General features: G+C 56.0%; 11 protein-coding genes and 1 pseudogene. 7 read left to right on the top strand and 5 right to left on the bottom strand.

What is annotated here, in order from left to right; all coding sequences use genetic code 11:
- Window positions 1-296 precede the first annotated feature (296 nt).
- A pseudogene (locus tag GG681_RS17500) lies at window positions 297-518 on the top strand (transposase); the annotation flags it as partial.
- Window positions 519-1,432: 914 nt separating this feature from the next.
- On the opposite strand, the gene GG681_RS17495 reads toward GG681_RS17500, so the two are convergent.
- A complete protein-coding gene (locus GG681_RS17495; protein WP_153549332.1) occupies window positions 1,433-1,762 on the bottom strand; it encodes a hypothetical protein in 330 nt (109 codons plus the stop codon).
- A gap of 413 nt (window positions 1,763-2,175) precedes the next feature.
- On the opposite strand from GG681_RS17495, the gene GG681_RS17490 reads away from it, so the two are divergent.
- The gene (locus GG681_RS17490) at window positions 2,176-2,511 is read left to right on the top strand and encodes a glyoxalase superfamily protein (protein ID WP_268969017.1); all 336 of its coding nucleotides are present in this window, start codon (window positions 2,176-2,178) and stop codon (window positions 2,509-2,511) included.
- A 104-nt stretch (window positions 2,512-2,615) separates the two neighbouring features.
- On the opposite strand, the gene GG681_RS17485 is transcribed toward GG681_RS17490, so the two are convergent.
- Window positions 2,616-3,944, bottom strand: coding sequence for a GH1 family beta-glucosidase (locus GG681_RS17485; RefSeq protein WP_153549330.1), 1,329 nt, complete (start codon window positions 3,942-3,944; stop codon window positions 2,616-2,618).
- 5 nt (window positions 3,945-3,949) lie between these two features.
- On the bottom strand, window positions 3,950-4,978 hold the full coding sequence (locus GG681_RS17480) for a LacI family DNA-binding transcriptional regulator (protein ID WP_153549334.1): 1,029 nt from the start codon (window positions 4,976-4,978) through the stop codon (window positions 3,950-3,952).
- A 256-nt stretch (window positions 4,979-5,234) separates the two neighbouring features.
- Here GG681_RS17480 and GG681_RS17475 point away from each other — a divergent pair, with 256 nt between their 5' ends.
- The 5 genes from GG681_RS17475 to GG681_RS17455 all read left to right on the top strand — a co-directional run bounded on the left by GG681_RS17475 (window position 5,235) and on the right by GG681_RS17455 (window position 11,482).
- Window positions 5,235-6,485 carry an ABC transporter substrate-binding protein gene (locus GG681_RS17475; RefSeq protein WP_235900063.1) on the top strand — a complete coding sequence of 417 codons (1,251 nt, stop codon included), beginning with the start codon at window positions 5,235-5,237 and terminating at the stop codon, window positions 6,483-6,485.
- A gap of 69 nt (window positions 6,486-6,554) precedes the next feature.
- Window positions 6,555-7,562 carry a carbohydrate ABC transporter permease gene (locus GG681_RS17470; RefSeq protein ID WP_153549328.1) on the top strand — a complete coding sequence of 336 codons (1,008 nt, stop codon included), beginning with the start codon at window positions 6,555-6,557 and terminating at the stop codon, window positions 7,560-7,562.
- Between the two features lie 10 nt (window positions 7,563-7,572).
- Window positions 7,573-8,721 (top strand): carbohydrate ABC transporter permease, encoded by a 1,149-nt coding sequence (locus GG681_RS17465; protein WP_153549327.1) that lies wholly within the window; start codon window positions 7,573-7,575, stop codon window positions 8,719-8,721.
- Window positions 8,722-8,730: 9 nt separating this feature from the next.
- Entirely contained in the window at window positions 8,731-10,392 is a 1,662-nt protein-coding gene (locus GG681_RS17460) for an alpha-amylase family glycosyl hydrolase (RefSeq protein WP_153549326.1), read from the top strand.
- Between the two features lie 4 nt (window positions 10,393-10,396).
- Window positions 10,397-11,482, top strand: a complete 1,086-nt coding sequence (locus GG681_RS17455) for an ABC transporter ATP-binding protein (protein WP_153549325.1) — start codon at window positions 10,397-10,399, stop codon at window positions 11,480-11,482.
- Window positions 11,483-11,522: 40 nt separating this feature from the next.
- Here GG681_RS17455 and GG681_RS17450 read toward each other — a convergent pair whose 3' ends face one another.
- The gene (locus GG681_RS17450) at window positions 11,523-12,449 is read right to left on the bottom strand and encodes a 3-hydroxyacyl-CoA dehydrogenase family protein (RefSeq protein ID WP_153549324.1); all 927 of its coding nucleotides are present in this window, start codon (window positions 12,447-12,449) and stop codon (window positions 11,523-11,525) included.
- A 117-nt stretch (window positions 12,450-12,566) separates the two neighbouring features.
- Window positions 12,567-15,560, bottom strand: a 2,994-nt coding sequence (locus tag GG681_RS17445) for a PA14 domain-containing protein (RefSeq protein ID WP_153549323.1), incomplete at its 5' end; no start/stop codon positions are given.

The raw sequence follows: 15,560 nt of genomic DNA, 5'->3' as shown, positions 1-15,560 counted from the left end.
CTCGTCAGGCTCATAACCTGAAGGTCGTAGGTTCAAATCCTACTCCCGCAACCAAATAAAATACCCACACAAAAAAAACAAACCCGCTAAGCAAGCGGGCCGTCTTGCGTTCCGCAGGTTGAAAAATACAAAAAACGTATGAACCGCCAAACAGATAGGCGCGCAAAAACTTCAAATTCATAGCGCTGACAAGCTATCAAACAAGCAAAAACTGACGCTGTTGATGTGCTCCTTGACCTGATCCCCTAAAGCTCCTCCAATTTTGTGTAGAGTTCGCCCAAGCAAAGGACGGACAAATGAAGGCACGATTTACGGACGAACAGATCATAGCGATGATCAAGGAACGGGAAGCTAGTGAGAAGACTGCCGATGTATGTCGGCGGCACGGGATCAGCTCTGCGACATTTTACAAATACAAATCAAAGTACGGCGGTATGGAGCCGACTGATGCGAAGCGGTTGCGTGCTTTGGAAGATGAGAACGGAAAGCTGAAGAAGCTGCTGGCAGAGCAGTTGCTCGAATGAGCCCTTGTCCGCCATTGGTCCGAGGACAATGGGCGAATGCGATGTTGCAAGACATCAATTCAAAAAAATGGTGGCGCCCGCCGTGAAGCGAAAAGCTGTGGTGCATTTGATGGAGGCTCATCAGGTCAGCCAACGGCGGGCGTGTAAAGTGCTGCAAATTGATCGGTCTTCGGCGCGATACCTGTCGCTCCGTGTTGATGATACCGAGCTAAGGGATGCCATCAAGCGCGTTTCGAGGGAACGGCGGCGGTTTGGTTGCCACCGTGTCCAAGTGATGGTCACGCGGGAAGGATTGCTGTGAACCATAAGAAGGTGAGGCGGATTTATATCGAAGAGACGCAGCAAGCACGGCGCAGAGGCGGCAGGAAACGCTGGAAGAATGGCAAGAGGACTACAGCTGGTGCGGGCAAACATTCAGCATTAGGCAACCTGACGCCAATGGAATTCTTGCAGAGAAAGATGATGGACAAAATCGCCGTCTAAGGTCGCAGATTTAACCCCAAGGTCTCCGCGCAAAGCTGGAGGGAACTTGGGGCGCAGGTCACCTCTAGAATTGCTTCTTGGTGGTACTACCGCAATTGAGCGCCAATGCGCAGGTAAATCGCGTTGATCACAACACTATTCGTCATACATGAGTGCGAAAAGACATTTGGAGCGTAGGGCTTTCCAACAATTTTGCTTTTTGCCCGGCATCAATACTTCGGGTACATTGCTTTCGGCAACATAGTACTGCACTGGGACCACTTCGAGTCGCCGGTCGATGTCATTTCCAAGAATGGTACCGCCGCAGCCGCAGAGTTTGTCATCCGTGCCCGTGTAGATTTTTTCTTTTGAGATGTGGCGGAAACTCTCGCTTCTGACGCCCTCTTGATTTTGACTTCGAAGTCTTTCGTTTCCCCGAATTTGTCTTAGCTTATCTGACGTTGAACCGTTTTGAGGCGCTGCTGATGCGCCTTTGTTCTGTTCAGATGCCGGTTTAGTATTGCTGGGGTTGTGGTCTGGTCTTTTCGTGAAACAAACACCATTGTATTTAGTTTGGCAATCTGCCCTTTTAGCTCTCGGAATTTAGCCTCTCTGTTTTTGAGCTTCGCTTGAGCCTTCAGCAAATCACGTTTAACGGTTGCCAACTCGTTTTCCATTGCCCGGCATAATCCCTTAGGGCCTTTGGTAGGGCGCATGGCGTCCGTTGTCGCGTGCGTCAAAATGTCAACCAAGAGGTCTTTGAACGAGTTGGTCACGTGTTGCTAAACCTTGTGCGGCAAGTTTTGAGAGCTGTGTTCTCGATCGATGTAAACGAAAACTCAGATGAATCGTAGCGTGTGCTTTGGCATCCCGTTACAATGCAACACTCTCTGGACGGCCTGCCGATGATCCGTAAATGGGATTGCTGCGCTTGCGCTCGTCTTCGGCGATTTCACCCAGTGCGCCACGAGAGGTATTGCGCCCAGGGATGGCAGCATTTGCTGTGGGACCGTTAAGAGTATTGCTGACTTTTTTAATCAGGTGATCATTGTGCGTCTGGGTCCGGGCTACCCGCCGCGCGCATCCTTCGGGAACGGTGAAAGCACCCTTTAGGCAATGCTCTTGATTTCCGACCAGCGTTCGGTCGGCAACGCGCGCACGTCTGAAAATTGCTGGATTGAAGGACGTTATGATTAGCTCTGACCAGGTCAAATCTATGGCCAAGAAGCTGCGCACGGCTCTTGGTGCAGATGAAATTGACGTAACACACGGAAAAGCCCTGGAACTTGTCGCGATGAGTCTTGGGTTTTCTGATTGGAATACCGCAACCGCTGCCCTGGATCGAACAGCGCCGGACGCCATTGAGTTCACCGCTTGCAATCCGATTTTTCGTTTTTTTGACGAGGCCAATGCGCGCGAGTTCTATTGTGGGTTTCTTGGGTTCTCAACCGTATTCGAGCATCGGTTCAAAGAGGGGCTACCTCTTTATATGGCGCTTCAACGTGGGGTGCGTCTTGTGCTTTGATGATCCTCGGGTGTTCAAACGGTGAGAGCCAGCCCAATGGGCTGGCTCTCTGGTGCATTGTGTGAGTGGCTCTAGTTTGAGCCTCATTGTGGATATCAGACGCTTTATGGTGTGGAGGTCAGCGCCTGTTTCATGCTGAGGTATGATGCCTTGGGGGTGCGTACCATACTGTCAAAATCCACATGCACCATGCCGAAACGCTTTTCATAGCCAAGCGCCCATTCGTAATTGTCCAAAAGAGACCAGAGCATATAGCCCTTGAGTGGCACACCTTCGTCCATGGCACGGCGTGCCTGGCTCAGGTGTTGGTTGATGTAGTCGATCCGCGCCTGATCGGTGACTTCCCCTTTTGTCAGCTGGTCGTTGTTGGCCATGCCGTTTTCGGTGACAAAGATCGGCAGGTCGCCGCTGTATTCCTGTGCGGTGCGGGTCAGGAATTTGTAGAGCCCCTCGGGGTATACCTCCCAGCCCATTTGTGTTTTGGGTAGCGGGCCGGGGACTTCTTGGTAACGGGGCCAGGGGCCTGCGTCTGGCGCGACCAGCTTGCGGGTGTAGTAGTTGACGCCACACCAATCGATTGGGGTGGAGATCGTGTCAAAATCATCCTGCCAGCCCTGTGGCAGATGTGGCTCCAGCCCTTCAAGCGCAAGTTCGGGGTAGGATTTTTTGAACACGCCGCTCAGGAAGAAACGATTGTAGCAGGCGTCATAGGTGTCGGCTGCGCGCCGCGCCGCGTCGCTGTCATCTGCGGGATCGGCCCATTCCATATTAAAGACGCCGCCAAGGTTTGACATGCCAAGGCCGCGCATCACTTCAATGGCGCGCCCGTGCGACAGTAGCACGTGGTGCATCGAACGCGCGGTGGCGCGAATATCCCGCAGCCCCGGCGCGTGTTCCCCCAGAAAATGGCTGAGCCAGCTGACGCACCAAGGTTCATTGATGGGCGCAACGGAGTGCATCCGATCGCCAATCCGACCCATGATGATTTCGGTGAAATCGGCAAACCAATTGGCAATATCGCGGTTGCGCCAGCCGCCAAGATCAGCAAGCGGCGCAGGCAGTTCCCAGTGGTACAGGGTGGCGCAGGGTTTGATGCCGCGTTCCAGCATCGCATCGGTCAGCCGGTCGTAGAAATCAAGGCCGTCTTGATTGACGGTGCCGCGCCCTTCGGGCAGCACCCGTGCCCAGCTGGTGGAAAACCGGTAAGAATCAAAGCCGGCATTTGCGACCAGATCCAGATCTTCTTCGTATCTGTGGTAGTGGTCGCAGCCGCGCGCACCGTCTTCGCAGCGCACAACATTGCCGGGGGTGGCGGCGAATGTATCCCAATGGGTTGGGCCTGCACCGCCAAAGGCGTGGCCTTCGATCTGATAAGAGGATGTGGCCACACCAAACTGAAAGTCGTGTGGGAAATCTTGGCGGCTGAATTTCATGGTGATTATCCTTGAGGTGCAGGAGCCGTCGAACGTCCGACGACCAGCTCTGCTTCCAGTAGCTTGGTTTGTGCGCCCATATCGGGAGCATTGATTTGGTCGATCAGCAGGCGCGCGGCGATTTCACCCGCATGGCGAACCGAAGAGCGAATGGCGGTGAAAATCGGCACATCCTGACCGTTTTTCAAATAAGACAGATCATCATCGTGGGTGATGACCGAGACATCGCGCCCCATGCTCAGGCCGGCTTCTTGGATGGCGCGGCGCACCCCGATGGCGGTGATCATGGAAGATGCCAGAATCGCAGTTGGAGGCTGCTCAAGCTTGAGCATGTCGCGGGTTTGCTGGTGGCCGTAGATCTCGGTCATTTCCGCAGCGCGCATCAGTTCCGGATCGGTAGCAATGCCGCGCTCTGACAGGGCGGTAAGATAGCCTTCGCGACGGCGCTGGGCGAAATCCATGTGCTCCAGCCCGTTCACCAGCGCGATGCGTTTGTGTCCGAGGTCGATCAGAAACTCGGTCGCGCGCTGAAATGAGCTTTTGTTGTTCACATCGACCCAGCTGTAGGGGGCGCTCACCCCGGTGGAGCGCCCGTGCACCACAAAGGGCAGCCCAAGCTTGTTGAGCAGGTGAATACGCCCGTCATCGATTGACGGACCCTGCAGAATCACCCCGTCCACGGCGCGCTTTGCCTGAAGTTCACGGTAAGCGCTTTCTTCGGTGTCATCCTGAACGCGGGTGAACATCATATCATAGCCAAATTTGGCATAGGCTTCCGATGCGCCGCCAACAAAATCGCCAAAAACCGGATTCACCATCTCATGCGTGGTGGAGGAGGGGATCACATGCCCGATCATCATGGCGCGCCCGGTGGCGAGCCCCTTGGCGCGGCTGTTGGGGCGGTAGCCAAGGCGATCGGCAGCCTGCTGCACCCGCAGGCGAGTCGCCTCCTTTACCTCAGGGTAGCCATTCAGTGCACGGCTTACGGTCGTCTGGGACAGTCCCAGCTCTTCGGACAGGAGTTTGAGGTTCATAGTCATTCAAAGCGCTTTCAAATTTGATGTAACTTCTGTCTGCAAAGAATCGATTGGTCAATATAATTCTCCCGTGTTTTGTGGTTTTTTCAGGTTTTATGCCAAATTTAGTGCAAAAATTACATTTCAAGTTGACATGGGAAGGGGTGTTAGCGGTAGAAGGCGTTATTTAAACCGCTTTGGAAAGTGGTGTGCTTAAAAGATTTGTGCAGTTTGTGCACATGGGAGGAGAAGAGAGATGAAAACGACGTTTCGGATGGGTGTCGCCGCGCTTGCGCTGACCGCGGGCATGGCACATGCCGATGATCTGACAGTGTTTGGTCCTTGGCTTGGGCCGGATCAGGCAAACGTAGAAGCGGTGCTGGCAGGGTTTGCCGCCGCATCCGGGCACAATGTGTCTTATGTGGGCTCTGACAGCTTTGAGCAGCAGATCCGCATTGATGTCGAAGCGGGCTCCGCTCCCAATGTTGCGATCTTCCCGCAGCCCGGTCTGGCCGCAGATCTGGCGCGTGGCGGTTTTCTGACCCCGCTTGTGGATGGAACCGACGGCTGGGTGCGTGAAAACTATGCCGCGGGCCAATCCTGGGTGGATCTGGGCACATTTGCAGGCCCCGATGGTGCAGGTGATCTTTATGGCTTCTTCTTCAAGGTCGATGTGAAATCACTGGTTTGGTATTCCCCTGAAAACTTTGAGGATGCGGGCTATGACGTGCCCACAACGATGGAAGAGCTGAAGGCGCTGACCGATCAGATCGCTGCAGATGGTGAAACACCCTGGTGCATTGGTCTGGGTTCCGGTGGTGCAACCGGTTGGCCTGCAACCGATTGGGTCGAAGACATGATGCTGCGCACCCAATCGCCCGAAGATTACGATGCCTGGGTGGCCAATAAACTGGCGTTCAACGATCCCAAAGTGGTTGGCGCAATTGAAGAATTTGGTGCCTTTGCCCGCAATGATGCCTATGTGGCAGGCGGCGCAGGTGCTGTTGCAACCACTGATTTCCGCGACAGCCCCAAAGGCATTTTTGCAGCTCCGCCCCAGTGTTACATGCACCGTCAGGCGTCGTTCATTCCAGCGTTCTTCCCAGAAGGCACCGTTGTGGGAGAAGATGCTGATTTCTTCTACTTCCCGGCCTATGCAGGCAAGGATCTGGGTAAACCCGTGCTGGGCGCGGGCACCGTTTGGGCCATCACCAATGACAGCCCTGCCGCGCATGACCTGATCAAATACCTGCAAGATCCGGCCGCGCATGAGATCTGGATGCAGCTGAAAGGCTTCCTGACGCCGCACAAAGGTGTTGATCCCGATAAATTCTCTGATCCAACCCTGCGCAAGATGAACGATATCTTGCTGAATGCGACCACCTTCCGCTTTGATGGTTCTGACCTGATGCCTGGTGGTGTTGGTGCCGGATCGTTCTGGACCGGAATGGTGGACTATGCCGGTGGCAAGCCCGCCGCAGAGGTTGCCGATGAGATTCAATCCTCCTGGGACGCGTTGAAGTAACGCGTCTGCCAGCCGGGCGGTTCTGTTCGCGGAACCGTCCTACTTTTTCCTATCAGTTAGGGGCCTTTCATGCATCCAGCCGTTCAAGGGATGCTGACCATCGTTATCGGTGTGTCTGCTTGTATCGCCTATTTCGCTTTGTCCAATCAGTTCCTGGACAAGGTGCTGTTCCCGGCACGGGGACCAAATGCAGGGCGCAATATCAACCGTGCAAATTTGATCCGCCCCTGGCTGTTTCTGTTCCCGGCGCTTTGTGCGCTTGGCCTGTATCTTGCCTATCCGGTTGTGGAAACTCTGCGCCTGTCGCTTACTGAGCGTATCCCCGGTGGTGGCTATTCCTGGGTTGGCTTGGACAACTACGTGCGGATGATGGGCGAACCCAAATTCTGGGAAGCCATCCGTAACAATCTGCTGTGGCTTTTGGTTGTGCCTGCATTGTCCACCGGGTTTGGCCTTCTGGCGGCGCAGCTGACGGATCGGATCAGCTGGGGCAATATCGCCAAATCCCTGATCTTTATGCCGATGGCGATCTCTTTTGTTGGCGCATCTGTCATCTGGAAGCTGATCTATGACACCCGCCCGGTCGAACAAGACCAGATCGGCGTATTGAATGCGATCTACATGTTTCTGGGCGGCGATGCCCCGCAGACCTGGCTTACCATTCCGCTTTGGAACAATTTCTTTTTGATGCTGGTTCTGGTCTGGATCCAAACTGGCTTTGCCATGGTGATCCTGTCGGCGGCGCTGCGCGGCATTCCCGAAGAAACAGTAGAGGCCGCCATTGTTGATGGCGCCAGCCCGCTGCAGATCTTTTTCAAAATCAAAGTGCCACAGATCAAAAACACCATTCTGGTGGTCTGGACCACAATCACCATCACCGTGCTGAAGGTCTTTGACATCGTTTTTGCCATGACCAACGGCCAGTGGGAGACCCAGGTTCTGGCCAACTACATGTTCGACAAGCTGTTTCGGGCAAACGACTGGGGCATGGGCTCCGCGAGCGCGATCGTGATCATGCTGCTCGTGCTGCCGATCCTGATCTGGAACGTGCGCAATGCGCGCAATGAGATGCGTTAAGGAAAGCGTGATGGACAATATTGCCGGAACCAAATCCACTCTGACCTGGGTGGTGCATATCTCGGTCGCACTTCTGGTGTGCCTGTGGCTGTTTCCCACCGTGGGCCTGCTGGTCTCTTCTTTCCGTTCCGCAGATCAGATCGCAACCAGCGGCTGGTGGAAGGCGCTGACCGCATCTGAGCAAAACCTAACTCTGCGCACCGCCGCGCCTGAGACCCAGCAACAGCAAGACGGGCTTTATGTGATCGAAGGGCAGTTGCTAGCGAGCGATAAACAGGCAAAGATTTCTGCCTGGGGGATTTCTTCGCGCGCGATTGATGCGTTTAAGCCGGGTGAACCCGCTGAGCTGCGCAAAGGCGGCACCATCACGGTGCAAAACGATGGCAGCTACCGGATGGAGCACAGCGAAGCCTTTAGCGGTTCACGCGGGCAGCGGGTGTTTCTGGTGGCGACGCTGCCGCCTGAACTGTCGTTTGAAAACTACCGCGCCATGCTGTTTGACGGCGAAAGCGCAACCGGCATGGCCGCGGCTTTTTTCAATACGTTGACGGTGACAATCCCGGCCACGATCATCCCCATTCTTGTCGCGGCCTTTGCGGCCTATGCGCTGGCATGGATGGAGTTTCCCGGCCGTGCGCTGTTGATCGCGGTGATTGTGGCGCTTTTGGTGGTGCCGCTGCAACTGGCGCTGATCCCGCTGCTCAAACTGCATCTGGGGATTGGCATCGGCAAGGGCTATGTGGGCACCTGGATGGCGCACACCGGGTTTGGTCTGCCTTTGGCGATCTATCTATTGCGCAACTACATGGTGGGGCTGCCGCGCGATATTATCGAAAACGCGCGCGTGGATGGCGCAACCGAGTTTCAGATCTTTGTCAAAATCATCTTGCCGCTCAGCTTCCCGGCGCTGGCCTCCTTTGCGATCTTTCAGTTCCTGTGGACCTGGAATGATCTTCTGGTCGCCAAAGTGTTCCTGATTGATGCCACCGGGCAGACCACCGTCATGACCGCCCAGATCATTGAACTTCTGGGCACCTATGGCGGCAATTGGGAAGTGCTGGCAACAGCCGCCTTTGTGTCGATCTCAGTGCCGCTGTTCGTCTTCTTTACAATGCAACGATATCTGGTGCGTGGCCTGCTGGCCGGCTCCGTCAAATAGGAAAGCCAAATGAACGCTCAAACCTCTAACACTGCAGTTCAGCCGGTTCGCCAGCGCACCGAATGGTGGCAGGGTGGAGTAATCTATCAAATCTACCCGCGCAGCTTTCAAGACAGCAATGGCGACGGTATCGGAGATCTGCGCGGCATCACCCAGCGACTGGATTACGTCGCCTCACTGGGTGTTGATGCGATCTGGATCTCTCCGTTTTTCAAATCGCCGATGAAAGACTTTGGCTATGACGTCAGCGATTATCGCGACGTGGATCCGATGTTTGGCTCATTGGCTGATTTCGACGCGCTCTTGACCCGCGCCCATGCGCTGGGGCTGAAGGTGATGATTGATCTCGTGATGTCGCACACCTCTGATCAGCATCCCTGGTTTGTTGAAAGCCGCGCCAGCAAATCCAATGCCAAATCCAATTGGTACGTCTGGGCCGATCCGCAGCCTGATGGGACGCCGCCCAACAACTGGCTGTCGATCTTTGGCGGGTCCGCCTGGCAGTGGGACACGCGGCGTGAACAGTATTACCTGCACAATTTCCTGACCTCGCAGCCGGATCTGAATTTCCACAGCGCAGAGGTGCAGCAGGAATTGCTTGATATGGCGCGGTTCTGGCTTGAACGTGGTGTGGATGGCTTCCGTCTCGATACCATCAATTTCTACTTCCACGACAAAGAGCTGCGCAGCAACCCGGCGCTGCCGCAGGAGCAACGCAACAGCTCCATCGCTCCTTCGGTGAACCCCTATAATCATCAGGAACATCTCTATTCCAAGAACCAGCCGGAAAATCTGGCGTTTCTGGAGCGTCTGCGGGCGCTGACCGATGAATATGATGGGCGCGCCTGTCTGGGTGAAGTGGGGGACGCACAGCGCGGCCTGCAGATCATGGGGGAATACACCAAAGGCAACAATCGCATGCATATGTGTTACGCCTTTGAATTCCTCGAAGGCCGTCGCGCCACCGCTGCATGGGTCAAGGAAGTGTTTGACCGTCTCACCACCGAGGCGCCGGATGGCTGGCCCTGCTGGGCGTTTTCCAACCACGATGTGGTTCGCCACGCCAGCCGCTGGAGCCTGCCGGATGCGGCGCAGCGCGCCTATGTCGCGCTGATGATGTGCCTGCGCGGCTCTGCCTGTCTTTATCAGGGCGAAGAACTGGGGCTGGCTGAGGCCGATGTGGCCTTTGAAGATCTGCAAGATCCCTATGGCATTGAATTCTGGCCTGAATTCAAGGGTCGCGATGGATGTCGCACCCCGATGGTTTGGGAAACTCAATCCGAACACGCAGGATTTGGAGCCGCAAAACCCTGGCTGCCGGTCAGTGCAGATCAGGCCGCGATGGCGGTGGATCGTCAGGAACAAGACGCAGACACTATCCTGCACCACTATCGCAAAGCGATTGCCCTGCGGCATGCCTTTGATGCGCTGATGGTTGGGGCACAGACCGATCTAAAGGTCACGGGGGATCTGCTGAGTTTCACCCGCAAAACCTGGGATGAAGAAATTTTCTGCGCCTTTAATCTGGGCGGCAGCGAAGTGATGACACAGTTGCCCAAAGGGCGCTGGAAAGATGCGGGTTTCCCGCTTGATGGCGCTGTTGCGCCGGGGGCAAACGGGCTGGTGCTGGCCCCGTGGCACTATTGCATTGCAGTAAAAGAGGCTGAGTAAGACAATGGCAGAACTAAAGCTTCGTGGTGTGCAAAAGAGCTATGGCGGCAGCGTCAATGTTCTCGAAGACATCAACCTTGATATTGACCCAGGTGAACTGATTGTTTTTGTCGGCCCGTCTGGCTGTGGCAAATCCACCTTGCTGCGTATGATTGCGGGCCTTGAAAAGATCTCGGGCGGTGAGCTGACCATTGATGGCCAGCGCATGAACGAAATGCCACCGGCGCAGCGTGGCATTGCCATGGTGTTTCAGTCTTATGCGCTTTATCCGCATATGACCGTGCGCGAGAACATGTCCTTTGCCTTGAAAATCGCCAAAAAACCACAGGCCGAAATCGACAAGGCAGTGGAAGAGGCGGCTAAGGTACTGCAATTAAGGGACTATCTCGATCGTCTGCCCAAGGCGCTTTCGGGGGGGCAACGCCAACGGGTTGCCATTGGCCGCTCGATTGTGCGTGATCCGCAGGTCTACCTCTTTGATGAGCCGCTCTCCAACCTTGATGCGGCGCTGCGTGTGGCCACCCGGATCGAAATTGCCCGTCTCAAAGAAGCAATGCCAGATCGCACCATGATCTATGTGACCCATGATCAAGTTGAGGCAATGACACTGGCGACCCGTATTGTGGTTCTGGCCAATAAAGGCATTGCCCAGGTTGGCTCGCCGCTTGATCTATATGAACGCCCGGAAAACGAGTTTGTGGCTCAGTTCATTGGCTCTCCGGCGATGAACCTGCTGCCCGGCAAGATTGTCGAAACCGGCGCGCAGACCAAGGTCATGCTGGATGAGGGCGGTATTGCGTTTTCCGATATCGCAACAACAGACGCGGATCTGGGCAAACAGGTCAATATCGGTGTGCGTCCAGAAGATCTTGTGATGTCAGACGGGGAGCCGATTTTCAGCGCAACAGTGGATATCACCGAAGCTCTGGGTGAGGTGACGCTGCTCTATTTCGAGACCCAGTCCGAAGGGGCAGAGGGGCTGATCGCCAAATTGCCGGGCATCCACAAAGGGCTGCGCGGCCAGAAAATCGGCATGAGCGCGGATCCATCCAAGATCCACCTGTTCCATCAGGGGCGTTCCATGCGTTAACCTGTGCGCCCACCTCATTGCAGGTGGGCGCAAACCGCTTTTAGCTCTGCGTGCGCGCGGCCAGCAGATATTCCACAATCAGACGGTCCCGTTTTAGCGCGAGCTCCTCTTGGGTTAACCCATCGAGCGCATCAGCGACCCCCTGTTCCAGCTGATCCACCACCTCAGCCGTCAGCCGGGGCTGGCCCAGATCATCCCACCAGCTTTGGAACGGCGCACCAAGATGGTCACAAAAGGCCCGGATGCCGCCTGCGCCCCCGCCAAGATGCAGCAGCGTATTGGGCCCCATCGCCGCCCATCGCAGACCGGGGCCATAGGCGACCGCCTTGTCGATGTCTTCCACGCTTGCGACCCCTTCCATCGCCAGATGGATCGCCTCGCGCCAGATCGCAGCCTGCAGCCGGTTGGCAATATGGCCGGGTACTTCTTTGTGCAGCTCAACACATTGCTTCCCGAGCCTTTCATAAAAGCTGCGCGCCCGCTCAATCACACCTTCATTGGTTTTGTCATTGCCCATCAGCTCCACCAGCGGGATCAGATGCGGCGGGTTGAACGGATGCGCCAGCAGAAACTGGCCGGGATCATCAAACCCGACCTGCAGCTGCGACAGCGGCAGACCCGAAGTGGAACTGCCGATGATTGCCTCTGGCAACAGCGCCGGTTCAATCTGGCGATAGAGCGCATGTTTCAGCTCCAGTCGCTCGGGGATGTTTTCCTGAATGAAATCTGCACCCTGAACGGCTTTGACCGCATCACTGGTAAAGCGCAGCCGCGACAGATCCCCGGCGCTGCTGTAGCCCAGTTTGGTCAGCGCGGGTGCAGCCTGGCTGAGATAGGTTTTGACCCGCGTTTCAGTATCTGGCGCGGGATCAAACACAGTCACGGCGTGCCCGCTGGCTGCAAACAACGCAGCCCAGCTCATCCCGATGGTCCCGGCGCCCAAAACGGCGGTGTTTTCAAACGTCATATCAAGTTCCTGTTTGCTTCCGGGCACAAGGGGAAGCCTTGCCAATCTGGCGCTAACCTAAGTGAGCAGGGGCCGCGCTGGCAAGCGGTGCCCCTGCGGCACAGACCAGATGACGCGCTACCAATCCACCCGTTCATAGGTGTCTGTATCAATCACCGTGATCTCAGCATTGGCATTGCTCAACACAGGCTCAGACATCACATCCCCACCTTGATCGCCGCTGGGCTCTACGTCAGAAAGATCCGCGTCCCACCCCGTATCGGCACCGCTGTCGAGCGCATCCTGCGCGGCTTGGATCTCCAGCACATCAACGCCTTCCTCTGGCGGGACATCCCCCGGTTCACCCACCTGCAAGGTGAATGTGTTGGATGAGGACACTTCAGCGCCGTTGAAGGCAGTGTCTGACACCTGCAGATCACCTTCGATGGTGCCTTCAAAACCGGGCGGCGGCGACAGTTCCAGATGGTCTAAATCCCAGCCGGTCAGATCAATCGGGCTGCCATCAGACAGCGCCGCCTCATCACCACTCACCAATAGCGTATTGGCAGGCAGCCCATCGATCACAATGCTTGCATCCGCGCTTGCACCATCAACCGATATGCCAATATCCAGGGTGCCGTTTTCCGCGACCTGCTCGGGGGCGTCCGCCTGAAGCGTCTCGCGTCCATTGGTGTCTGGTCCATCCCATTCCACCTTTAACCCGGCGCGCCCGTAGTTTTCGAAATAGCGCACCTCAATGTCATAGGTGCCGGGCTCCAGCTCAACCTCACCACTGCGGGTGCGAAAACCGTGCAGCCCGTCGTTATTGATGACCTGTTCACCATCAACAAACAGCGCAACCCCATCATCACCACCGGCAAAGAACGTGTATTCACCACCTTCTTCGATGGTAACCTTGCCTTCCAGCTTGGCGCCAAACGTGTCTTTTGACCCATCTTCCCAGAATGAGTCATATGAGTTCTTATAGTCGATCTCCATGACCATTTCTTCATGGGTGGGATCTGACGACCAGTCGATATCGTCCAATTCGCGCAGGCGGTGATTCACATCGTAATAGCTGGCGTGAAAGCCACCCATTAGCTCGGCGCTGGGCGCTTCAATATGGGCTTCATTGACCTCAAAACTGATGGTCTGCGCACCGTTTTGGATTGAGCCATTCTCAAGCGGGTTGGCCACATGCAGGTCAGCCGCGACTTCACCGGTGAAATCAAGCGGCGGGGTGATCTGCAAACTGTCTCCCTCCCAGCCCGCTAGATCGACGCCGCCGCTGTCATCAACGGTGAGCGTCAGCGATCCCGCTTCCACAATTGACCCAGCTGGCAAACCTTCCAGCGAGATCTCGGTGTCGTCGCTGGGCTCCACAGCGCTCAGATCCACATCCAGCGTCACCGGCATGCCACTGATGGTCTGCGCATCCGCCATATCCGGCGCGCTGACAAGCTCGCGCCCTTCAAGCCCGGGACCATCCCACTCCAGTTTCAACCCCGCGTGGCCGTAGTTTTCGAAATAGCGCACCTCGATATGGTGGGTGCCGGGTTCCAGATCGATCGCACCGGTACCGGTCTTATAGGCGTGCAGCCCGTCATGGTTGATGACCTCTTGACCATCAACAAACAGCACCGCACCATCATCGCCACCCAGGAAAAACTCAAAGCTACCGCCTTCTTCCACCTCGATATTGCCTGATACTTCAACGCCAAAAGTATCGCGCGACCCTCCCTCCCAGAACGAGTTCGCACTGTTTTCATAGTTGATATCGCTTTTGACGTCCTGATGGGTCGGGTCTGCTGACCAATCCACATCCGCCAGTTTTCTCAAACTGTGATCAACATCAAAATACTTGGTCTGAAATCCCGTGTTGACCGGGATCTCCACATCGATGATCTCGGGCTCCGCTACATCAGCAACCTGAACAGAAAAGCTCTCGGATGTTGAGAGCCCGCCCGCATCTGTGACAGTAACCTCGACCTGAATTTCGGCAGCCTCTTCGTGATCAAGGCTCACACCGGGTTTCAGACGCAGGCTGTTATCAACCACCTCGAACCGGTCATCCGAGACACTGAATTCGTGGCTGTCACCTTCGTCTGGATCGACAAAAGACAGCTCTCCAACCACGGCACCTTCGACGTTCTCGGCCACGGTGTTTTCAGAAGCAACCAGGGTGATATTGTCGATCAGCGCCCCCAGGCTGTCGCTTTCTCCTTCGGGTTCGCGCAGCTCCAGCGTGTCTTCACCAGTGCCCACCACCTGCAGTTCAAAGGTTTCCCACTGGGTGGATTGCGGGTCGATCTCGGCCACCAGATCACCGTTCCAGTACACCTCAACCGTATCGGTGCCACCCGAGAAACGTTCGCGAATATCCAGCCCCAGATCATAGACCTGTCCCGCATCGGTCTCGACGGTTTGTGAAATGGAATCAACACCATGTCCGTGGTCCAGCTCCATCAGCTGATCCCCATCCGAGGCTGAAACGCGGCCAAGGTTGTCCCAGACCTCGATACCGTTCTGGTCCTGCCAGGCGCCGGTCTCATCCGACTCAAACCCTTTCCAGCGCCCTTGGTCCAGATCGAAATCTTCAAAGCTGCCATTACGGATCAGGTTCTCTGACGAGGTGCTTAGCTCCAGATCGCTCGGGGCTTCATTCACATCCTCAACCGCGATGGTGAAGCTTTCCGATGTTGAAAGCCCGCCCGCATCTGTAACCGTGACCTCAAGATCGATCTCGGCGGCCTCTTCATGGTTAAGGCTGACACCCTCTTTCAGGTGGATCTCAGTGCCGATGACTTCAAACCGGTCATCTGACAGCGTGATCTCATGGCTGTCGCCCGCGTCGGGATCCACAATCGACAGCGTCCCGATGGCCGCGCCCGCCGCGTTTTCCGCGACTGTATTGCCCTCAAGCGAGACCTCAGCCGGGGCTTCATTCACATCCTCGACGGCAATGGTGAAGCTTTCCGATGTTGAAAGCCCGCCCGCATCTGTAACCGTGACCTCAAGATCGATCTCGGCGGCCTCCTCATGGTTGAGGCTGACACCCTCTTTCAGGTGGATCTCAGTGCCGATGACCTCAAACCGGTCATCTGACAGCGTGATCTCATGGCTGTCGCCCGC

The sequence above is a fragment of the Tritonibacter aquimaris genome (assembly GCF_009617595.1).
Taxonomy (GTDB): Bacteria; Pseudomonadota; Alphaproteobacteria; order Rhodobacterales; family Rhodobacteraceae; genus Epibacterium; species Epibacterium aquimaris.
The sequence above is the reverse complement of the archived record's forward strand: the minus strand, read 5'-3'. Positions and strand labels throughout refer to the sequence as shown.

Coding starts and splice junctions, on each gene's coding strand:
- GG681_RS17490 (WP_268969017.1), top strand. CDS start 2,176: ATGATTAGCTCTGACCAGGTCAAATCTATGGCCAAGAAGCTGCGCACG.
- GG681_RS17485 (WP_153549330.1), bottom strand. CDS start 3,944: ATGAAATTCAGCCGCCAAGATTTCCCACACGACTTTCAGTTTGGTGTG.
- GG681_RS17480 (WP_153549334.1), bottom strand. CDS start 4,978: ATGAACCTCAAACTCCTGTCCGAAGAGCTGGGACTGTCCCAGACGACC.
- GG681_RS17475 (WP_235900063.1), top strand. CDS start 5,235: ATGGGTGTCGCCGCGCTTGCGCTGACCGCGGGCATGGCACATGCCGAT.
- GG681_RS17470 (WP_153549328.1), top strand. CDS start 6,555: ATGCATCCAGCCGTTCAAGGGATGCTGACCATCGTTATCGGTGTGTCT.
- GG681_RS17465 (WP_153549327.1), top strand. CDS start 7,573: ATGGACAATATTGCCGGAACCAAATCCACTCTGACCTGGGTGGTGCAT.
- GG681_RS17460 (WP_153549326.1), top strand. CDS start 8,731: ATGAACGCTCAAACCTCTAACACTGCAGTTCAGCCGGTTCGCCAGCGC.
- GG681_RS17455 (WP_153549325.1), top strand. CDS start 10,397: ATGGCAGAACTAAAGCTTCGTGGTGTGCAAAAGAGCTATGGCGGCAGC.
- GG681_RS17450 (WP_153549324.1), bottom strand. CDS start 12,449: ATGACGTTTGAAAACACCGCCGTTTTGGGCGCCGGGACCATCGGGATG.